At 70.9% G+C, this 16,890-nt stretch carries 12 protein-coding genes; 8 read left to right on the top strand and 4 right to left on the bottom strand.

All coding sequences use genetic code 11. The annotated features are described in order from the left end of the window. Positions 1 to 49 precede the first annotated feature (49 nt). Positions 50 to 1,951 carry a trypsin-like serine protease gene (locus DVS28_RS18280; protein WP_114592741.1) on the top strand — a complete coding sequence of 634 codons (1,902 nt, stop codon included), beginning with the start codon at positions 50 to 52 and terminating at the stop codon, positions 1,949 to 1,951. Between the two features lie 216 nt (positions 1,952 to 2,167). On the opposite strand, the gene DVS28_RS18275 is transcribed toward DVS28_RS18280, so the two are convergent. Together DVS28_RS18275 and DVS28_RS18270 are read right to left on the bottom strand one after the other, a co-directional pair. After that, positions 2,168 to 3,169: an acyl-CoA dehydrogenase family protein gene (locus tag DVS28_RS18275; protein ID WP_114592740.1), complete on the bottom strand. Its 1,002-nt coding sequence runs from the start codon at positions 3,167 to 3,169 to the stop codon at positions 2,168 to 2,170. Between the two features lie 12 nt (positions 3,170 to 3,181). Beyond that, entirely contained in the window at positions 3,182 to 4,333 is a 1,152-nt protein-coding gene (locus DVS28_RS18270) for an acyl-CoA dehydrogenase (RefSeq protein WP_114592739.1), read from the bottom strand. A 156-nt stretch (positions 4,334 to 4,489) separates the two neighbouring features. On the opposite strand from DVS28_RS18270, the gene DVS28_RS18265 reads away from it, so the two are divergent. Then, entirely contained in the window at positions 4,490 to 5,299 is an 810-nt protein-coding gene (locus tag DVS28_RS18265) for an NAD(P)H-binding protein (RefSeq protein WP_114592738.1), read from the top strand. A gap of 166 nt (positions 5,300 to 5,465) precedes the next feature. On the opposite strand, the gene DVS28_RS18260 is transcribed toward DVS28_RS18265, so the two are convergent. Further along, the gene (locus tag DVS28_RS18260) at positions 5,466 to 7,352 is read right to left on the bottom strand and encodes an HNH endonuclease (RefSeq protein ID WP_216826134.1); all 1,887 of its coding nucleotides are present in this window, start codon (positions 7,350 to 7,352) and stop codon (positions 5,466 to 5,468) included. Between the two features lie 272 nt (positions 7,353 to 7,624). On the opposite strand from DVS28_RS18260, the gene recA reads away from it, so the two are divergent. Then, the gene (gene recA, locus DVS28_RS18255) at positions 7,625 to 8,689 is read left to right on the top strand and encodes a recombinase RecA (RefSeq protein WP_281273481.1); all 1,065 of its coding nucleotides are present in this window, start codon (positions 7,625 to 7,627) and stop codon (positions 8,687 to 8,689) included. A 115-nt stretch (positions 8,690 to 8,804) separates the two neighbouring features. On the opposite strand, the gene DVS28_RS18250 is transcribed toward recA, so the two are convergent. Further along, positions 8,805 to 11,246: a protein kinase domain-containing protein gene (locus DVS28_RS18250; RefSeq protein ID WP_114592736.1), complete on the bottom strand. Its 2,442-nt coding sequence runs from the start codon at positions 11,244 to 11,246 to the stop codon at positions 8,805 to 8,807. Between the two features lie 219 nt (positions 11,247 to 11,465). On the opposite strand from DVS28_RS18250, the gene DVS28_RS18245 reads away from it, so the two are divergent. From DVS28_RS18245 to DVS28_RS18225, 5 genes are all read left to right on the top strand, one after another. Then, positions 11,466 to 12,239, top strand: coding sequence for an enoyl-CoA hydratase/isomerase family protein (locus DVS28_RS18245; RefSeq protein ID WP_114592735.1), 774 nt, complete (start codon positions 11,466 to 11,468; stop codon positions 12,237 to 12,239). A 45-nt stretch (positions 12,240 to 12,284) separates the two neighbouring features. Continuing rightward, complete coding sequence (locus DVS28_RS18240; protein ID WP_114592734.1) at positions 12,285 to 13,211, top strand: class I SAM-dependent methyltransferase; 927 nt, start codon at positions 12,285 to 12,287, stop codon at positions 13,209 to 13,211. 11 nt (positions 13,212 to 13,222) lie between these two features. After that, the gene (locus DVS28_RS18235) at positions 13,223 to 14,125 is read left to right on the top strand and encodes an acyltransferase (RefSeq protein ID WP_114592733.1); all 903 of its coding nucleotides are present in this window, start codon (positions 13,223 to 13,225) and stop codon (positions 14,123 to 14,125) included. An 82-nt stretch (positions 14,126 to 14,207) separates the two neighbouring features. After that, entirely contained in the window at positions 14,208 to 15,740 is a 1,533-nt protein-coding gene (locus DVS28_RS18230) for an LVIVD repeat-containing protein (RefSeq protein WP_114592732.1), read from the top strand. 66 nt (positions 15,741 to 15,806) lie between these two features. Then, entirely contained in the window at positions 15,807 to 16,889 is a 1,083-nt protein-coding gene (locus tag DVS28_RS18225) for a trypsin-like peptidase domain-containing protein (RefSeq protein ID WP_114592731.1), read from the top strand. Position 16,890 lies beyond the last annotated feature (1 nt).

Genomic DNA, 16,890 nt, shown 5'->3' with positions numbered 1-16,890 from the left:
ATGGGGGCACCCGCACCGTCGGGGGCCCGTCGTTCGTCCAAGGGCTGCGATGGTTCGCGGATTCCCCTTCTTCTCAGCTCGCGCGGCTGCCGCTCTGTCCCTGCTGGGACTGCTGGTGGCCGCACTTGTCGTGCCCGCGTTTGCCTCGGAATGGGCGGTGGTCGGCGGCGGCCCCGCTGATCCCGCGGCGTGGCCCTCGACGGTCGCGCTGATCCGGGCCGACGCAACCGACGACGTCGCCGGACAGTTCTGCACCGGGACCGCCGTCGCCGAGGACCTGGTGCTGACCGCCGCCCACTGCTTCTCCTCCATCACCGGCGAGCAGTCGCGCACGGCGGCTGACGTGCGGGTCGTCGCCGGCCGGGCGGACCTGACCGATCGCAGCGTCGGCACCGACCGCCTCGGCGTCGACCTCTACGTGCACCCCGACTTCATGGCGGCCAGCCATCGAAACGACGTGGCGCTGCTGCGTGTGGACGCCCCCCTGGAGGTGCCGATCCAGCGGCTTGCCGAAGCCGGCAGGGCCACCCCCGACCCCGACACGGTCGGCGTCATCCTCGGCTGGGGTCGAACCGGCCCCGGGCCCGAGGCGTCGTCCTCCTCGACCGCGGTGCTGCACGAGGCCCACGTGCCGATCGTCGCGGCGGACGCTTGCGCCGATGCGTTCGACCCGTCGCCCGACCCGTCCCTGCACATCTGTGCGGGTGGGGGAGGGACCGAGGACGCCCCCGAGCCCGACGCCTGCCGTGGCGACTCGGGCGGTCCGCTGTTGTTCCCCGTCGTCGACGAACCGGCCGAGCAGTTCGGCATCACCGCGTTCGGCTCGACGGAGTGCGGCGTGGGCCAGCCCGGGGTGTACGCCAGCGTGTCGGCGGCTCGGCCCTTCATCGACGACGTGATCGCGGGCCTGGTCGGGCCGACCGTGCCCGAGGACGACCCGTCGCTGGTCGACCGGGTCGTGCGTGTCGCCGGTGACCCGGACACGACCTCCCCGATCGAGCAGGCCGTTGCATCTTCCCGGGCCGTCTTCGCCGAGGCCAGCAGCGACGTCGCGGTCATCACCCGGGACGACGCGTTCCCCGATGGCCTGGCCGGCAGCGCCCTGCTCTACGGCCGGGGCCCGCTGCTGTTCACCTCCGCACAGGGGCCGTTGGCCGAGGCCACACGCGAGGAGCTGCGGCGTGCGCTTCGCCCCGGCGCGACGGTCTACGTCCTCGGCGGTCGGATGGCGGTTCCCGAGGACGCGGTCGAGGCGGTGCGGGCGGAGGGGTTCGTGCCGATCCGACTGGCCGGCGACAGCCGTGAGACCACGGCCGTGGCCATCGCCGAGGAGGTCGTGGAACGGTACGGCAAGGACGGTCGTCCACCGTTCGGCACGGTTGTGCTGGCGACGTCCGGCGCGTGGCCCGATGCGGTGCTCGCGGGTCAGCTGTCGGTCTGGTGGGGGTATCCGATCCTGCTGGTGCCCGCCGACCGGATGCCCGAGGAGGTGGAGGCGGCCCTGCAGGCGATGTCGGTTGACCGGTTGCTCGTCGTCGGTGGGCCCTCGGCGGTGAGCGACACCGTGGTCGACGCGGCGGCACGGGCGAGCGGGGCCGATGACGTCCAGCGGCTCGCCGGTGCCAGCAGGGCCGAGACCGGCAGCCAGATCGCCGCGTTCCACCGCCAGGAGCTGGCTGCGCGTGGACAGGCGCCGCCGGACACCGCGGTGGCCGTCAACGTCCGGCGGGACGACGGCTTCGCCCACATCCTCTCTGCCGTACCGATCGTCGGCGCCACCGCCGGGGTGTTCGTGCCGGTGGAGGGCGAACACGGCGACGTCCTGCCCGGCCTGGTCGAGCTGCGCATCTGCGGCCTGGGCGCACAACCCCTCGCCGTCGGCGGCCACGACCTGGTCACCGACGACGTGATGACGCGCATCGCCCGCACCCTCGGCCAAGCCGCCTGCTGACGGGCTCGGCCGGCTCGGCGGGCTCGGCGCGCTAGGCCGGCTCGGCGGGTGGCAACCGGCTCGGCGGGTGGGAGCCGGCTCGGCAGGTGGGAGCCGGCGCGATCGGGGCCCAACCCACCCATGGGGGGTTGCGGGCACGATCCGTCGAGAAGGTGGGGTCCTGGAACACGACGACGGGCCCGCCGTGTGGCGAGCCCGTCGGGTGATCGGTGTGGCCTAGCCGAAGACCAGGTCGGCGATGCGACCGCGGTGCCACGACGCCGTGCCGTAGGCCCCCTCCAGCGCCTTGCCGCGCTTGAGCCACAGGTGCAGGTCGTGCTCCCACGTGAAGCCGATGCCGCCATGGGCCTGCAGCGAGTTGGTGTTGGCCGTGCGCTCGGCGTCGGAGGCGAAGGACTTCGCGACGCTGACCGCCTCGACCCGGTCCTCCAGGTCGTGCTGGACGGCGTAGGCGGCGTACCAGGTGGCGGCGCGTGAGGTCTCGACCTCCAGCACCGTCTCGGCGAGCAGGTGCTTGACCGCCTGGAACGAACCGACCGGGCGGCCGAACTGCTCGCGCTCCATGACGTAGGCGACGCTCATCTCCAGCACCTGCTGGCCGATGCCGTTCAGCCAGGCGGCCGTGGCCGTGGCTGCACGGTCGAACGCCCTCGCCGCGGCGGCGGGGTCATCGGTCAGGAGGGTGTCGGAGCCGGTCGTGGCCTCGACGGTGAAGACCCGCCGGGCACCGTCCAGCGACGCCTGTGGGGATGCCTCGAACTCGGTGGTCAGGTGCAGGGCACCGTCGACCTCGACCAGCAGCGCGTCGGCGATGTGGGCGTCGGCGACGAGCGGGGCACCACCGAGCTGGACCGTCACGATGGCCTCGCCAGCGGCGATCTTCGGCAGCCACTCGGCCACGAGCTCCTCGGAGCCGTAGTCGGCGATCGTCGGTGCGGCGACGGCGGCCACCTCGAGGAAGGGCTCTGGCAGGTTCGCCCGTCCGGCCTCCTCCAGGAGGAGCGACATCTCGACGTCGCCCATGCCGAGGCCACCGTGCTCCTCGGGGATGGCCACGCCGACGAAGCCGGTCTCGGCCAGCTGTGCCCAGCGCTTGGGGTCACGGCCGGACTCGGACTCCCACGCCGCGCGGACGACGGAGGCCGGGTACTCGCCGGTCAGGAACTCACGTGCACCCGACGCCAGGTCCTTGGCGTCGTCGGTGAAGTCGAACTGCATGGTGTCGCTCCTCTACTTCGTACCGGCCGGACGCGGTTCCTTCGGCAGCCCGAGGACGCGTTCCGCGATGATGTTCTTCTGGATCTGCGTCGTGCCGGCGTAGATGCAGGCGGCACGGGAGTACCAGTACTTCTTGTGCCACGTGCCGTGGTCGACGGCCGCGTCGGCGTCGGGGGCGAGCTCGGCGAGCGGGCCCATGACGTCCATGCCGGTCTCGAAGATGTCGCGCTCCATCGTGGACCAGAACAGCTTGTTGAGGCTGGCCTCGGGGCCGACGGGCTTGCCGTTGGTGATGGAGGTGAGGGTTCGCTGGCCGTTGCGGCGGAACACCTGGTTGCGGACGTGGAGGGCGGCGATGCGGTCGCGGACCTTCGGGTCGTCCTCGGCGCCGACGGTGCGGACGATGTCGACGAGGCCGTCGAGGTCCTTCTGGAAGCGCACGTGGCTGCCCAGCCCGGTGCCGCGCTCGAACGACAGCGTTGTCATGGCCACGGCCCAGCCGTTGTCGACGCCGCCCACGACGTTCTCGGCGGGGACGCGGACGTCGTCGAAGAAGACCTCGGCGAACCCGGCGTCGTTGTTGATCTGGTTGATCGGACGGACCTCGATGCCCGGCGTGGACATGTCGATCATCAGGTAGGTGATGCCCTTGTGCTTGGGCACGTCGGGGTTGGTCCGGACGAGGGTGAAGATCCAGTCGGCGAAGCGGCCGCCGGAAGTCCAGATCTTCTGGCCGTTGACGACGTAGTGGTCGTCCTCGAGGACCGCGGTGGTGCGGATCGCCGCCAGGTCCGAGCCGGCGTCCGGTTCGGAGAAGCCCTGGCACCAGATGTCCTCGCAGGACAGGATCCCGGGCAGCCACTGGGCCTGCTGCTCGGGGGTGCCGTGGACCATCAGGGTCGGGCCGGCCAGCCCCAGCCCCAGGGTGTTGATGCGCTGGGGGCCGTTGGCCTTGGCGTACTCCTCGGCGAAGACCGCCTGGGTCATCAGGTCGGCGTCACGCCCACCGAACGCCTTGGGCCAGTGGATCGCGGCGTACCCGGCGTCGAAGAGCGCGCGCTCCCAGGTCCGGTACAGCTCGAAGTCCTCCTTGCCCTTCACGGGGGGCAGGTCGGGCACGTTGGCGGCCAGCCAGGTGGACACCTCCTCGCGGAAGGCCTGCATCTCTGGCGTTTCTCGGAGGTCCACTGCGATCCTTTCAGGTCAACTGACTCTGGTCAGTTTGTATACCCCCGATCGGGTGCGGTCCCAATCCCGCTCGGGGTGGACGGTCAGGGTTGAGACCGGGTATCGCGTCGGGACGCTCGCTACGGTGTCGGTATGCCGGTCATGGTCGTGGGAGTCGAGAACGTCGTCGGTCGTCGTGCCGTGGAGCTGCTGGTTCCCCGCGGAGGTGAGGTGCGTGTCTTCGTGCAGGCGGCCGCGCCCGACGGTGGTGGGGAGGAGCGCCTGGCCGACCCGGACACCTTCCGCGCGATGGGCTGCAAGGTGGCGCACGGGTTCCTCGACGACGAAGCCCACCTGGAGACCGCCCTGGAGCAGGTGCACACCGTCCTGCTGCTGGCGGGTCGTCCGACGGACGATCCCGACGTGCATCTCGACCGCGTCGCGACCGTCATCAGCGCCGCGATCGGTGCCGGGTGTCGACGGCTGGTGCTGCTCAGCGACCTGGCGGCGTCCGAGCCGGGCGACAACGCATGGCTGGAGGCGCTTGCCGAGGCCGAGTCGCTGGCTGCCGACGCACCGATGGAGTCGGTCGTGCTCAGGTCGGCCCTGCTGTACGGGCACGACGACCCGTTGACGGTGGCGCTGGCCGCAGGCGCGGCAGGGGAGGGGGCACCGGGTGCCCACTGGCCGATCGCCGCCGATGACGTGGCGATGGCTGCCGTGCTGGCCGACGCCGAGCGCGAGCTGGACACGTCCCTCCACGTGGTCGTCGACGTCGCAGGGCCGGTCCGGGTGACGACCGCGGAGCTCGTCGGCGCGTTGGCCGACGTGGTGCCCGCCGCCGACGGCGAGCCGCTTCCGCCCGCCGCCCTCGACCTGGTGCATCGTGTGGTCGAGCGTCCCGACAACGCCCTCGGCGTCAGCGGCGCGATGCTGGAGGACTTCTCCGCCCCCATCCGCTAGACAGAGCGGGCGGGGTCGGCGACTCCGGGACTCCCCTGTGCCGTGAGCCGCGGCCCGGTTGGACGCGCAGCCCGCCGGCAGGCACGAGCCCTCGATGGGAAGGGCCCCTCGGGCCTCGGGCGCGCTTCGGGACAGCCCGACGGCCCCGCCGGCGGCGGGGTGCGGGTCAGATCGGCAATCGCCCATCATCGGGATCGTCCCCGTCAGGGTCGCCGCGGCCAGGGTCAGCTTGGTCTGGATCAGCCCGGTCGAGACCAAGCCCGGCTGGACCAGCCCGGTTGGGATCAGGTCCGTTGGGATCTGGCTGGTCGGGGGTGCCCTGTCCGAGGCTGCGTCTGGGGTTGTCGTGGGGGAACCGGGCTCGTCGTCTGACGGTGCGGCCGTCTGCGGTCCGTTGCACGGTGACGGTGCCGGTGGGCAGGTCGAAGGACAGCTGCCAGCCGTCGTGGTGCACGGCGTTGTGGTGGTGCCGACACAGCGACACCCCGTTGTCCTGGTCGGTGGGGCCGTCGTGGCGCCACCAGATGACGTGATGCAGATCGGTCCAGCCGATCGGCCGGCCACACGGTGTCCGATCCGCGATGGGAAACGCACAGCCACCGAACAGCTGCTCCGCGGCGGTGTGCTGCGCGGTCGTCCACGCCCTGGTGGTCCGACCGATGTCCAACGGCATCCCGGCCGAGTCGACGATCGCCCGGGTCAACCGGGCATCACACGCCCACCGACGGACCGTCTCCGGCGAGATCACCGTCCCGAACCCACCGACACCCGCCACCTCCGCCTCCCCCGTCAGGGTCGCCAGCGGGACGGTGACGGTCACGTGGGGCTTGGTCCCACGGGAGGTCGGCAGCTCCCCCGCCTTGAGTCCAGCAGCCAGCAGATCGAGGAAGGCGTCGTAGCGCCGCTGCACAGCCGTTCGCCGTTCGTCTTCGGGGGTGCCTGGTGGGTCGAAGGTGTGGGCGGCTTCGATGCCGGACTGGACCAGCTCGTAGTCGGCATCGGTCAGCACCACCCGCATCACCCGCTGCCCGGTGATCCCATCGGGTCGGAAGGTGACGGAGCGGCGGGCCCGCTGCGCCGCCACCGCCCGCTCCAGCGCCGCCGCGTCGGCGGCGCGCATCCGGTTGGCGTCGGTCCGTACTTGATCCGGTGACGCCCCCTGCACTGCCGAGTCGAGCAGGGCGTCCTGCCGGGCCTTGCGGGCTGCCTCGTTGGCTGCGGCCTGCTGTTCGTCCCGTTCGGCCCGCTCCCGGGCGAGCTGTTCCTCCCGGGCAGCGGCCTCACGGGCCAGCCGCATCCGCTCCGCCATCGACGCGGCCTCTGCCTGGGCCTGTTCGTCGGCACGGCGGCGTTCCTCCCGTTCGGCGTCCTGCCGTGCCGCTTCCACCCGGGCGGCGGCGTCCTGATCGGCCGCCTGCTTCTCCGCCGCCGCCACCAGACCGGCGGCATGATCGCGTGAGATCACCCCCGCTTGGAGCTGGTCCAGCACCGCCTCCTCATCCAGCAGCCCGATCGCCAACCGCACCTCCCGCGCCGCCGTGCCACCCGACAGGCCGAACACTTCAGCCACCCACGCAGACAACGACGCCGCACCGTCCACCGTCGGCAACCCGGCCTGATCAGCCGCGACGATGCCCCGCAACCTGGCCGCCGTCAGCGCCGCATCGATCCCGGCCAGCCCGCCCACCACCAGCCGCACCGCCGCAGCGTCAACCGTCCCGCCAGCAGCCCCATTCAGTCCCGCGTCCTGACCAGCAGACGCCCTCGCCAACCACCCGTTGAGACGACCCAGACCTCCGAGGACCTCACCGACCAACACCGTCGGATCGTCCGCAAGCCTTGGATCCGTGGCCGATCCGTGTCCACCCGTCGGTTCAGCAGCCGCCTCACCGGCCGTGGACTCCGACGCCGGGCTGCCACCCTCAGCCGTCGCCCCGCCGCCGGCACGGGCGCCCTCCGCCGGCGGCTCGGCGAGGTAGGCAGCCACGTCCTCCTCCGCCAACCACACCTCCCCCATGCGACCACCCCACCAGGTCGGTTCGGCCTCTTTCACCGCCGTCATCCTCGCGCTCACCTCCTCCCGGAACCCCGATCTCGACGTTGGGATCACCGTACGACTGGGGTGCGACATCGGGTTCCGCCGGGGCGTGTCAGGCCGCTGTCCGCACGGTCCAGGACGCACCGATCAGGCCGTTCCCAAGGTGCCTCACCCTTCCTCGAGCACGCCGTTGTCCACGAGCGGCCGTACCTCCAACGGGGCGATGTCACACCCCTCCGGCATCATCGGGAACCAAGAACGCGAACCAGGAGAAGGGCTCTCACATCATGAACACACAGGGCAACGGGATGACCCCCGAGCAGAAGGCCAAGGCGCTCGACGCCGCACTCGGCGCCATCGGCAAGCAGTTCGGCGGCGAAGCCATCATGCGCATGGGCGAATCGCCCAAGAAGCTCCTCGAGGCCATCCCCACCGGCGTCCTCCCCATCGACATCGCCCTGGGCATCGGTGGACTGCCCAAGGGCCGCATCATCGAGATGTACGGCCCCGAGTCCTCCGGAAAGACCACCGTGGCCCTCCACGTGCTGGCCCAGGTCCAGGCCGCCGGGGGCGTGGCCGCCTTCATCGATGCCGAGCACGCGCTGGACCCGACCTACGCGCAGGCCCTCGGCTGCGACCTGAACTCCATGCTGGTCTCCCAGCCCGACTCCGGCGAGCAGGCCCTCGAGATCGTCGACACCCTTGCTCGTTCGCAGGCGGTCGACCTGATCGTCATCGACTCCGTCGCGGCGCTGACCCCCCGTGCCGAGATCGACGGCGAGATGGGTGACTCCCACGTCGGCCTGCAGGCTCGCCTGATGTCCCAGGGCCTCCGGAAGCTGGCCGGGATCACCCAGAAGGGGGGCACCACGATCATCTTCATCAACCAGCTGCGCGAGAAGATCGGTGTGATGTTCGGCTCCCCCGAGACCACCCCGGGTGGCAAGGCGCTGAAGTTCTACGCGTCGGTCCGTATCGACATCCGCCGGATCGGCTCGGTCAAGGACGGCGACCAGTTCATCGGCAACCGGACCAAGGTCAAGATCGTCAAGAACAAGGTGGCCCCGCCGTTCAAGGTGACGGAGTTCACGATCGTCTTCGGTCGCGGCGCCGCCAACGAGCTCGCTGTCCTCGACCTCGGGGTCGAGCACGGTGTCATCCGCAAGGCCGGCGCCTGGTACTCCTACGACGGTGAGCAGATCGGTCAGGGGGCAGCCAAGTCCGGCGAGTTCCTGCTCGAGCACCCCGAGGTCCTGGCCGAGATCGAGCTGAAGGTCCGCGAGGCAGCCGGGCTCATCTCCGCCGAGCCCAACACCGGTACCGACGACGCTGAAGACCTGATGGACGCCTGACCGTCACGCGGGGCTCGACTCGGGCAGGGCTCGACTAGGGCAGGGCTCGACTAGGGCAGGGCTCGACTAGGGCAGGGCTCGAGTCGGGCAGGGCTCGAGTCAGGCAGGGCTCGAGTCAGGCAGGGCAGGACTGTCCGGCCCAGGAGGGATCGGTGGCGTCCGCCACACCCTCCGGGACCGGCACCTGTTCCAGCGGGCCGGATCCGGGCCCGAGCCCCCGGTAGGCGATCCTCGACCCACCGTCCGCCGGGTCGTCGAGCTGGACCACCAGCACGTCCCCACACGGGGACACGTCGGCGTCCTTGACCGACGCCCCCGGCGGCATGGCCACCTCGATGTCCTCCGACGAACCGGCACGGCGGACGTAGACCCGCTCGACGCCGGACCGGTTGCTTGACCAGATCAGCTCGCCGCTCGTCCCGAACGCCGGGTGGAAGTCGTCGGAACCGGGCTCGCCCGCAGCCAGCTCGACGGTGCCATCGGGCCGTTGGACCCAGATGTCCAGTCCGTTGGCGGTGTTGACGTGGAAGGCGATCGACTCGTCGAGCGGGGAGACCGCAGGACGGTTCAGCACCGACGGGCTGTCACCGGAGTCGATCCGGGCGGACAGCCCCAGCGGTGCGACGTTGCCCTCCAGATCGGTCACGAAGAGGTCTCGCCCACCCAGCTCGTCGGGCGCGGAGAACACGATCCGTTGCCCGTCGGGAAACCATGCGGGATCGGAGTGGGACGGTCCCTCGGTGATGACCTGGCTGGCTCCCGAGTCGAGGTCGACCAGCACCAGCCGGCCGTCCTGTACCGCGAGCACCGCCTCGTGTCCCGGCTGCCACGCCGGCTGCCCGTTACCGGCGCCGGACACGTCCAGCACCTCCTGGGCGCTGCTGCCGTCGGCAGCCTGGACCCACACCCGACCGTCGCCCACGAACGCGATCCGTCCCTGCTGCGCAGCAGGGACGGAGGAGGGGGTCGGGTCGGTCACCGTCGGATCCGTGGGCCCCACGTCGCCCACGTCGTCGGCGGGCGCAGTGGCGTCCGCTCCGTCCGCACCGTCCGCTTCGTCGTCCTGTCCTTCGTCGGACACCGGCTGCAGCGCCACGTCCTCGGGCTCGGAGGGATCCGTCGACGCGGCGACCGCCGATTCCGGGGCGTTCCCGGCATCGGCGCTGTCGTCCCCGCCCGAGGCGAGCAGGAACGCGACGACGCCGACCACGACGGCAAGCAGGATCAGCAGCAGCACGACGATCCAGGTACGGCTGCCCGATCCGGACCCCCGACCCGCCTGGTAGGCGCTCGGCGGCAGTCCCGGCGGCAGGCCTGCTGGCCCTCCACCCCACGCCTGACCCTGGAGCGAACGGCCGGACGGATCCAGCCCGGCCGCCGGGCCCTGCTGATGGGGGGCTTGCTGATGGGGGGCTTGCTGATGGGGGGCTTGCTGATGGGGGGCTTGCTGATGGGGGGCTTGCTGATGGGGAGCTTGCTGGTGGGGTGGTTGCTGGGGCGACGTCCCCGAAGGGGCTCGTGACGATGTCGGCGACGGACGCGTCGATGGCGTCGTCTGGGATGCCCGCATCTGCTCCGCAGAGATCACGGTGGTCACCGGGGCCGGGCCCGAGTCGTCCTCGTCGGGTTCGTCGGCGACCGGCTTGGCAGGCGCGGACCCCCACCCCGACGACACACGAGGGGTCTCCGGCGGCTTCGGGGCCAGCCCCAGCGCCTCGGCCGCCGCATCCATGAACGCCGTGCACGAGGGATACCGGTCGTCGGCCTTCTTGGCCATCGCCTTCGCCAGCACGGCATCGGCTGCCGTGGGGAAGCGCCCCTTGGTGTCACGGCTGAGCACCGGGATGGGGTCGGAGAGGTGCGCGGTCAGCAACGACAGGTTCGACCCGCCGGCCGGGAGGTAGGGAGGCAGGCCGACGATGCACTCCCACAGCACGCAGGCCAGGGAGTACTGGTCGCTGGCAGGGACGGCCTTGCCCTCGATCTGCTCGGGGGCCATGTACAGCAACGTCCCGACGAACTGGCCGGTGCGGGTCACCGTCGCCGCTGCGTTGTGCTTGGTCAGCCCGAAGTCGGTCAGGTAGACCCGCGGGTTGCGTCCCTTGCCCTCCTCCCACCCCTGCAGGAGGATGTTGGCCGGCTTGACATCGCGATGGGCCAGCCCGATCTCCGACGCCGCGTCCAGCGCCTCTGCCACCGCACGGCAGATCAGCACCGCCTGGGCCGGCTCCAGCGGTCGGTCGCGGTCCACCAGCACCCGTTCGAGGTCCGGCCCGTCGATGTAGGTCATGACCAGGTACGGCAGGCCGTCCTGCTCACCGGAGTCAAAGACCTGGGTGATGTTTGGATGGTCCAGGGACGCCGCCCCCTCGGCCTCGCGGTCGAAGCGGGCCCGGAACTCCTGTTCCTTGGCGAACGTGCGGTTCAGCGTCTTGATCGCGACCCGCTTGCCGAGGGTCACGTGGCGTGCCTCGTAGACCACCCCGACCGCGCCGCGTCCTGCGACCCGGACGATGCGGTAGCCCCCGATCTCGTGACCGGCTGGCAGTACGTCCATGTCCTAGAGAGTAGTGGCGAGGCTGGATAGATACGCCAACGGGGGACAAGTCACGAACTCGTCACTTCATGGTCGGGCGGACCCCACAACGGCGGTCCCCGACAGGACGCCGTCCCGGGACGGTGGCCACGACGCCACGGCCGGGCCGGTGTGGGTTGCACCCGCGGTCGCCCGTAGACTCCACCGTCGACCACCTGAGCCGCTACCCCTGGAGACCCCGTGGGCGAGTTCGTCACCGTCACAACCGATGCGCACGGCGTGGCCACGATCCGGCTGGATCGTGCCCCCGTCAACGCGCTGAACCCCCAGATCTGGGCCGAGCTTCGTGAAGCCGGCCAGGTCTGCACCGACGACAACGACATCAAGGCCGTCGTCATCTGGGGCGGGCCCAAGGTCTTCGCCGCCGGTGCCGACATCAAGGCCATGCGCGCCATGGACTTCCAGGAGTTCTTCGCCGCGGGCGGTGGCCTGCAGGAGTCGTTCAAGACGCTGGCCCGCATCCCCAAGGTCACCATCGCCGCCGTCAACGGTTACGCCCTGGGCGGTGGCTGCGAGCTGTCGCTGACCGCCGACTTCCGCTACGCCGCCGACAACGCCAAGTTCGGACAGCCCGAGATCAAGCTCGGCCTGATCCCCGGCGCCGGTGGCAGCCAGCGGCTGACCCGCCTGATCGGCGTCTCCAAGGCCAAGGAATGGGTCTACGGCGGCGAGATGTACGACGCCCAGACCTGCGAGCAGCTCGGCCTGGTCGACCGCGTCTACCCGGCCGACGAGGTCTACGACCGTGCCGTCGAGGCCGCCCGCGCCTACGCCAAGGGGCCCTACGCGCTCCGCATGGCCAAGAAGGCCATCGACGAGGGCATCGAGATGGACATCGACGCGGCCCTCCGGCTGGAGACCACGCTGTTCACGGCCTGCTTCGCCACCGAGGACCAGAAGCTGGGCATGGACGCCTTCATCGCCAAGGGCGCCGCGGAGTTCACCCAGCGCTGATCCGCGTTCCCCCCCCCAAGACCACCCCCACACCGAGGAGCCCCAGTGGCCGCCGAACCAGCCAGCCCCATCGACCCGCGTGAGGCGAACATCGTCTATCACGACTGGGAGGCCGGAACCTACGACGACAAGTGGTCGATCAGCTTCGACGAACGCTGCATCGACTACGCCGTGGGCCGGTTCGCCAAGGCCCTGCACGGCCGCCCCCGGGCGTTCGAGAAGGTGCTGGAGGTCGGTACGGGCACGGGCTTCTTCCTGCTGAACCTGGCGCAGGCCGGGTTCGTCGGCGAGGCGCACGCGACCGACATCTCCGAGGAGATGGTGAAGGTCTGCGTGGAGAACGGGCGCCGGCTGGGCATCGAGGTCCACGGCAAGTCTGCTGACGCCGAGGCGTTGCCCTACCCCGACAACTCCTTCGACCTGGTGATGGGCCACGCGTTCATCCATCACGTGCCCGACCTCGACACCGCGTTCAGCGAGTTCATGCGGGTCCTCAAGCCCGGCGGTCGCCTGATCATCGCCGGCGAGCCGACCTACCTCGGCGACGCAGTCGCCAACCAGTTCAAGCGCATCGCACGGGTCGGCGTGAAGACCGCGGCGGCGCTGTTCGGTCGTGACCGCGTCCTCAAGGCGCCGGAACAGATGCCGGCGGAGGAGATGGAGGCGGCTGCCCTCGAGTGGCATGTCGACCTGCACATCTTCACCCCGACCGAGCTGCAGGACCTTGCGCTGCGGGGCGGCTTCCACGAGGTCGAGACCTTCACCGAGGAGCTGACCGCCAACTGGTTCGGCTGGTTGACCCGCACGGCCGAGGCGATGCTGGCCGACGGCATCCTGCCCGACCGCTACCCGCTGGTGGCCTACCGCGCGTGGAAGTCGCTGTTCTGGGTCGACGAACACGTCCTGCGCCACGTCGTGCCCAAGGACCTCTTCTACAACGCGATCCTCGTGGCCGTGAAGCCGAAGGGCTGACGCGCCGAGCGATGGCCGCCGTGCCCCAGCTGCCCCCGCCGCCGGAAGGATCCGGCGGCCGTACCGACATGCGCCTGCCCCCGCCCGAGGAGCTGTCGGCGAGCGAGGCACGCGAGCTCGCCGGTGACCTGGCCCAGGAGGCGGCCGACACGGCCGTCCGCGCCGCCATCGCGCAGGAGGCCACGGTCCGGGCTGCCCACCTGGCCTCCGATGCCGGGGTCGACGTGCCCGTCCCGCCGCTGCCCAGCCGCACCCGCTGGGGGTGGCGGCGTGCGATCGAGTTCGGCGTCCGGAGCCGCATGTACACCCCGGAGTACCTCGCGCTGTACTCCCGCTTCCTCGCCCACCGGCTGCGCCAGCCGCAGGTCCGCATGGGCGGCATGGTCTTCTTCGGCCGCCGGGTCGAGCTGAAGGCCCGTCCCGGGCACGGGGTGCTCGACCTCGGCGCATGGTGCTGGATCGGCGATGCCAACAAGCTGCGTGCCCACGAGGGCAACCTGCGGCTGGGGCCCAAGGTCGTGATGGGTCGCGACAACGTCATCAACACCTACCTCGACATCGAGATCGGGACCAACGCCCTGCTGGGCGACTGGATCTACGTCTGCGACTTCGACCACATCTACGACCGCCTCGACGTGCCCATCAAGGCGCAGGGCCTGGTCAAGACCCCGGTCCGCATCGGTGCGGACGTGTGGGTGGGCGAGAAGGCCTCCATCCTCCGGGGCGCCGACGTCGGGTCCGGGTCGGTGGTGGCCAGCCAGGCGCTGGTCAAGGACGTCATCCCGCCGTTCTCCATCGTGGTCGGCACCCCGGCGCGGGTGATCAAGTCCCGCCTGCCCGAGGGCATGACGGTGGAGGAGGGGCTCGCGCTGCAGCGCGCTGGCCACCCGATTCCGGGCGACCCACTGGAGTAGCCAGGCCGGCCGCGTCGTGACGACGAAGGTCGAAGTTCCCGTCGGAGGCAGGAAAACCGGCGGCGCCGTCGAACCAGTGAGCATGCGCTACGCCCGTCTGCTGCTTGCTGCCCTCTTCGTCCTCTCGCTGCTGCCCGCCGTCTCGGCCGGCGCGGCCGTCCTCGACCTCTCGGAGGCCGTGTCGGTGGCGACGCCGATCGACGAGTCGGTCAGCTCGCCGAACATGACCCACGTCGCCAACGTCGAATGGGACTTCAGCCTGCGCGACGCCGAGCGGTCCACGCCCGACATCGCCGGTGGCACCGACGTGGAGTTCGCCACCATCGACGGCCGCGACTACGCCGTCGCGGGGACGTACTCCAACGGCCTGCAGATCATCGACATCACCGACCCCGAGGCGCCCGCGCTGGTCAGCCAGTACCACTGCGACGTCCTGCAGGGCGACGTCCAGGTCTTCACCCGGGAGGAGGTCGACGGGACCGACACCGTGACCAGGACCTACGCGACCTACGCGGTCGAGGGCGGCAGCAGCAACCGAGCACCCTCGCAGTGCTTCGCCGACGCCGGCGTCACCGCGGACGCGGGCACGCTCTTCATCGACATCTCCACCCCGACCGCACCCGAGGCCGTCGGCTTCGCCCGCATCGTCGAGGGCACCCACAACCAGTCGGTCCATCCCGACGGTGAGTACATGTACAACTCCAACTCGGGCGGCTGCGGCGGCTGCATCGAGGTCATCGACATCCGTGACCTGAGCAACCCGACCGAGGTCATGCGCATCGAGTCCACCTCCGCGACGGGCGAGGACTCCCACGACATCACCTTCTCCGCCGATGGCACCCGCGCGTACAGCGCCGCGATCGACGTGACGATGATCATCGACACCACCGACCCGGCGGCCCCGACCGTCATCTCCTCCATCGTCGACCCGGCCGTCACCCTGCACCACCAGTCCGACCCGGTGACCATCGGTGACCGCGAGTTCGTGATCATCAACGACGAGCTCGCCGGCGCGGCTGGCAACGAGGTCTGCCCCGGTGGCGGCCTGCACGTCTGGGAGATCACCGGCGACATGGAGGCCGACCCGCAGAAGGTCGGCGCGTTCTTCACCCCCGAGGTCACCGTCCGCGAGGGCGCCGGCACCGGCGTCAGCGTCAGCGGCATCGGCGTCGTCACCTGCACCTCCCACGTGTTCCGCATCTACGAGGAGCAGGAGAAGCTGGTCATCGGCTGGTTCGGCGCCGGCGTGCACGTAATCGACCTGTCTGGCCTGGCCGATGTGCCGGTGGCGGTCTCGGCCGGGGTTCTGGGCCAGTCCGTGGGAGTCGGCATGGAGGAGGTCGGGTTCTTCCGCTTCAACAATTCCGACACCTGGTCGGCCAAGGTCATGGAGTGGGACGGGGACGGCTCGGCCTACATCTTCGCCGACGACCAGACCCGCGGGTTCGACGTGTACCACTTCGACAACACCGCCGAGACCGCGGAGAACCCCGGCACCTGGATGAGCCCGACCGCCGCCCTGGAGCGCCTCGACACCCTGCTCGCCAGCGGCTTCGTCCCGAAGCAGTACCTGATCTGCGACCTGACGCTCGGCCGGGCACAGCTCTCCCAGTAGGCAACCGCCTATGCTCTCGGACGGCACGCACGAGGACGTGCCGTCCGACGCAGCGATGAGGAGCAGGTGAAGGAGCAGGCCCCGGAGGGCAGGACGCGCCGCGCCGGACGGGTCGTGTTCGGCGACGAACGGCGGATCGGCCTGTGGATCGTGCCGCTCATGGCCATCGTCACCCTGGCCGGTGCCGTCGTCGCCGCGGGCGTGACGATCCTCGTGTACAACCAGCGGGTCGAAGCGCTTCGCGAGGAAGTCGGCGGCGCCTCCGCCGCTGCCGACGAGGCACGCGGGGAGATCGAGCGACTGGTCGAGGACTACCGTGTCGAGCTCGGACTGGCCGACCCGCCGGAGGGGGAGGAGGAGTCAGCCCCCACTGACCGCGGGCCGACCGAGGCGGGCATCTTCGCCATCGCCGGGCCGCGTTCGGTCGGCAACGCCTTCGCGTTCTTCTCCGACGACTCACAGACCTTCCTCGTCACCACCACCGCCGTCGTCGGCAACGCCACGCAGGTCGAGGTGTACCTGCCGTCGGGCCGCACGCCGGGCACGGTCCTCGGCACCGACGACGCCGTGGACCTGGCCACCGTTCGCATCGACGTCGGCAACATCGTGCCGCTGCGCTGGCGGGCACCGCTGGAGTCGGTCCAGCCGGGCACGCGAGCCCGCATCCTCGGCGTGGCAGGGCCGGACCTGCCTGCTGACGTCCCGGTGTCCGTCGCCGGGGTGGGCGGCCGGGTGCTGCTGCTGGACGGCAACCTCTCCTCCTACCTCTCCGGGGCCCCGGTGATCGACGCCAACGGCTTCGTCATCGCCGTGGCCAGCAACGTCTACCGGCCCTTCGGACCGGTCGAGTCGACCCTCCTGCACGTCCCGCCGATCCGCGCGGTCTGCGAGACGCTGGTCAGCTGCGCGCCCGAGGACCTCGGTGGCCAGCCGCCGCTCGGCCCGGCCCCGACGGCGGTTCCGGCACCCAACTCGGTGCTGCCCCCGCCGCCGCCCCCGCCGGCGCCGCCACCACCCGCACCCCCGCCACCGCCGGTCGCGCCGACGGCCACGCCGACCAGCACGCCGACGCCGGCACCCACACCGACGCCGTCGGCCACGACCGGACCCCCCACCCCGCCGAGCGCCTCGCCGGCGCCCAGCGGCTGAC

The organism is Euzebya pacifica (assembly GCF_003344865.1).
GTDB classification, from domain to species: domain Bacteria; phylum Actinomycetota; class Nitriliruptoria; order Euzebyales; family Euzebyaceae; genus Euzebya; species Euzebya pacifica.
Note: the sequence above shows the minus strand (reverse complement) of the source record. Positions and strands in the feature narration are given on the sequence as shown.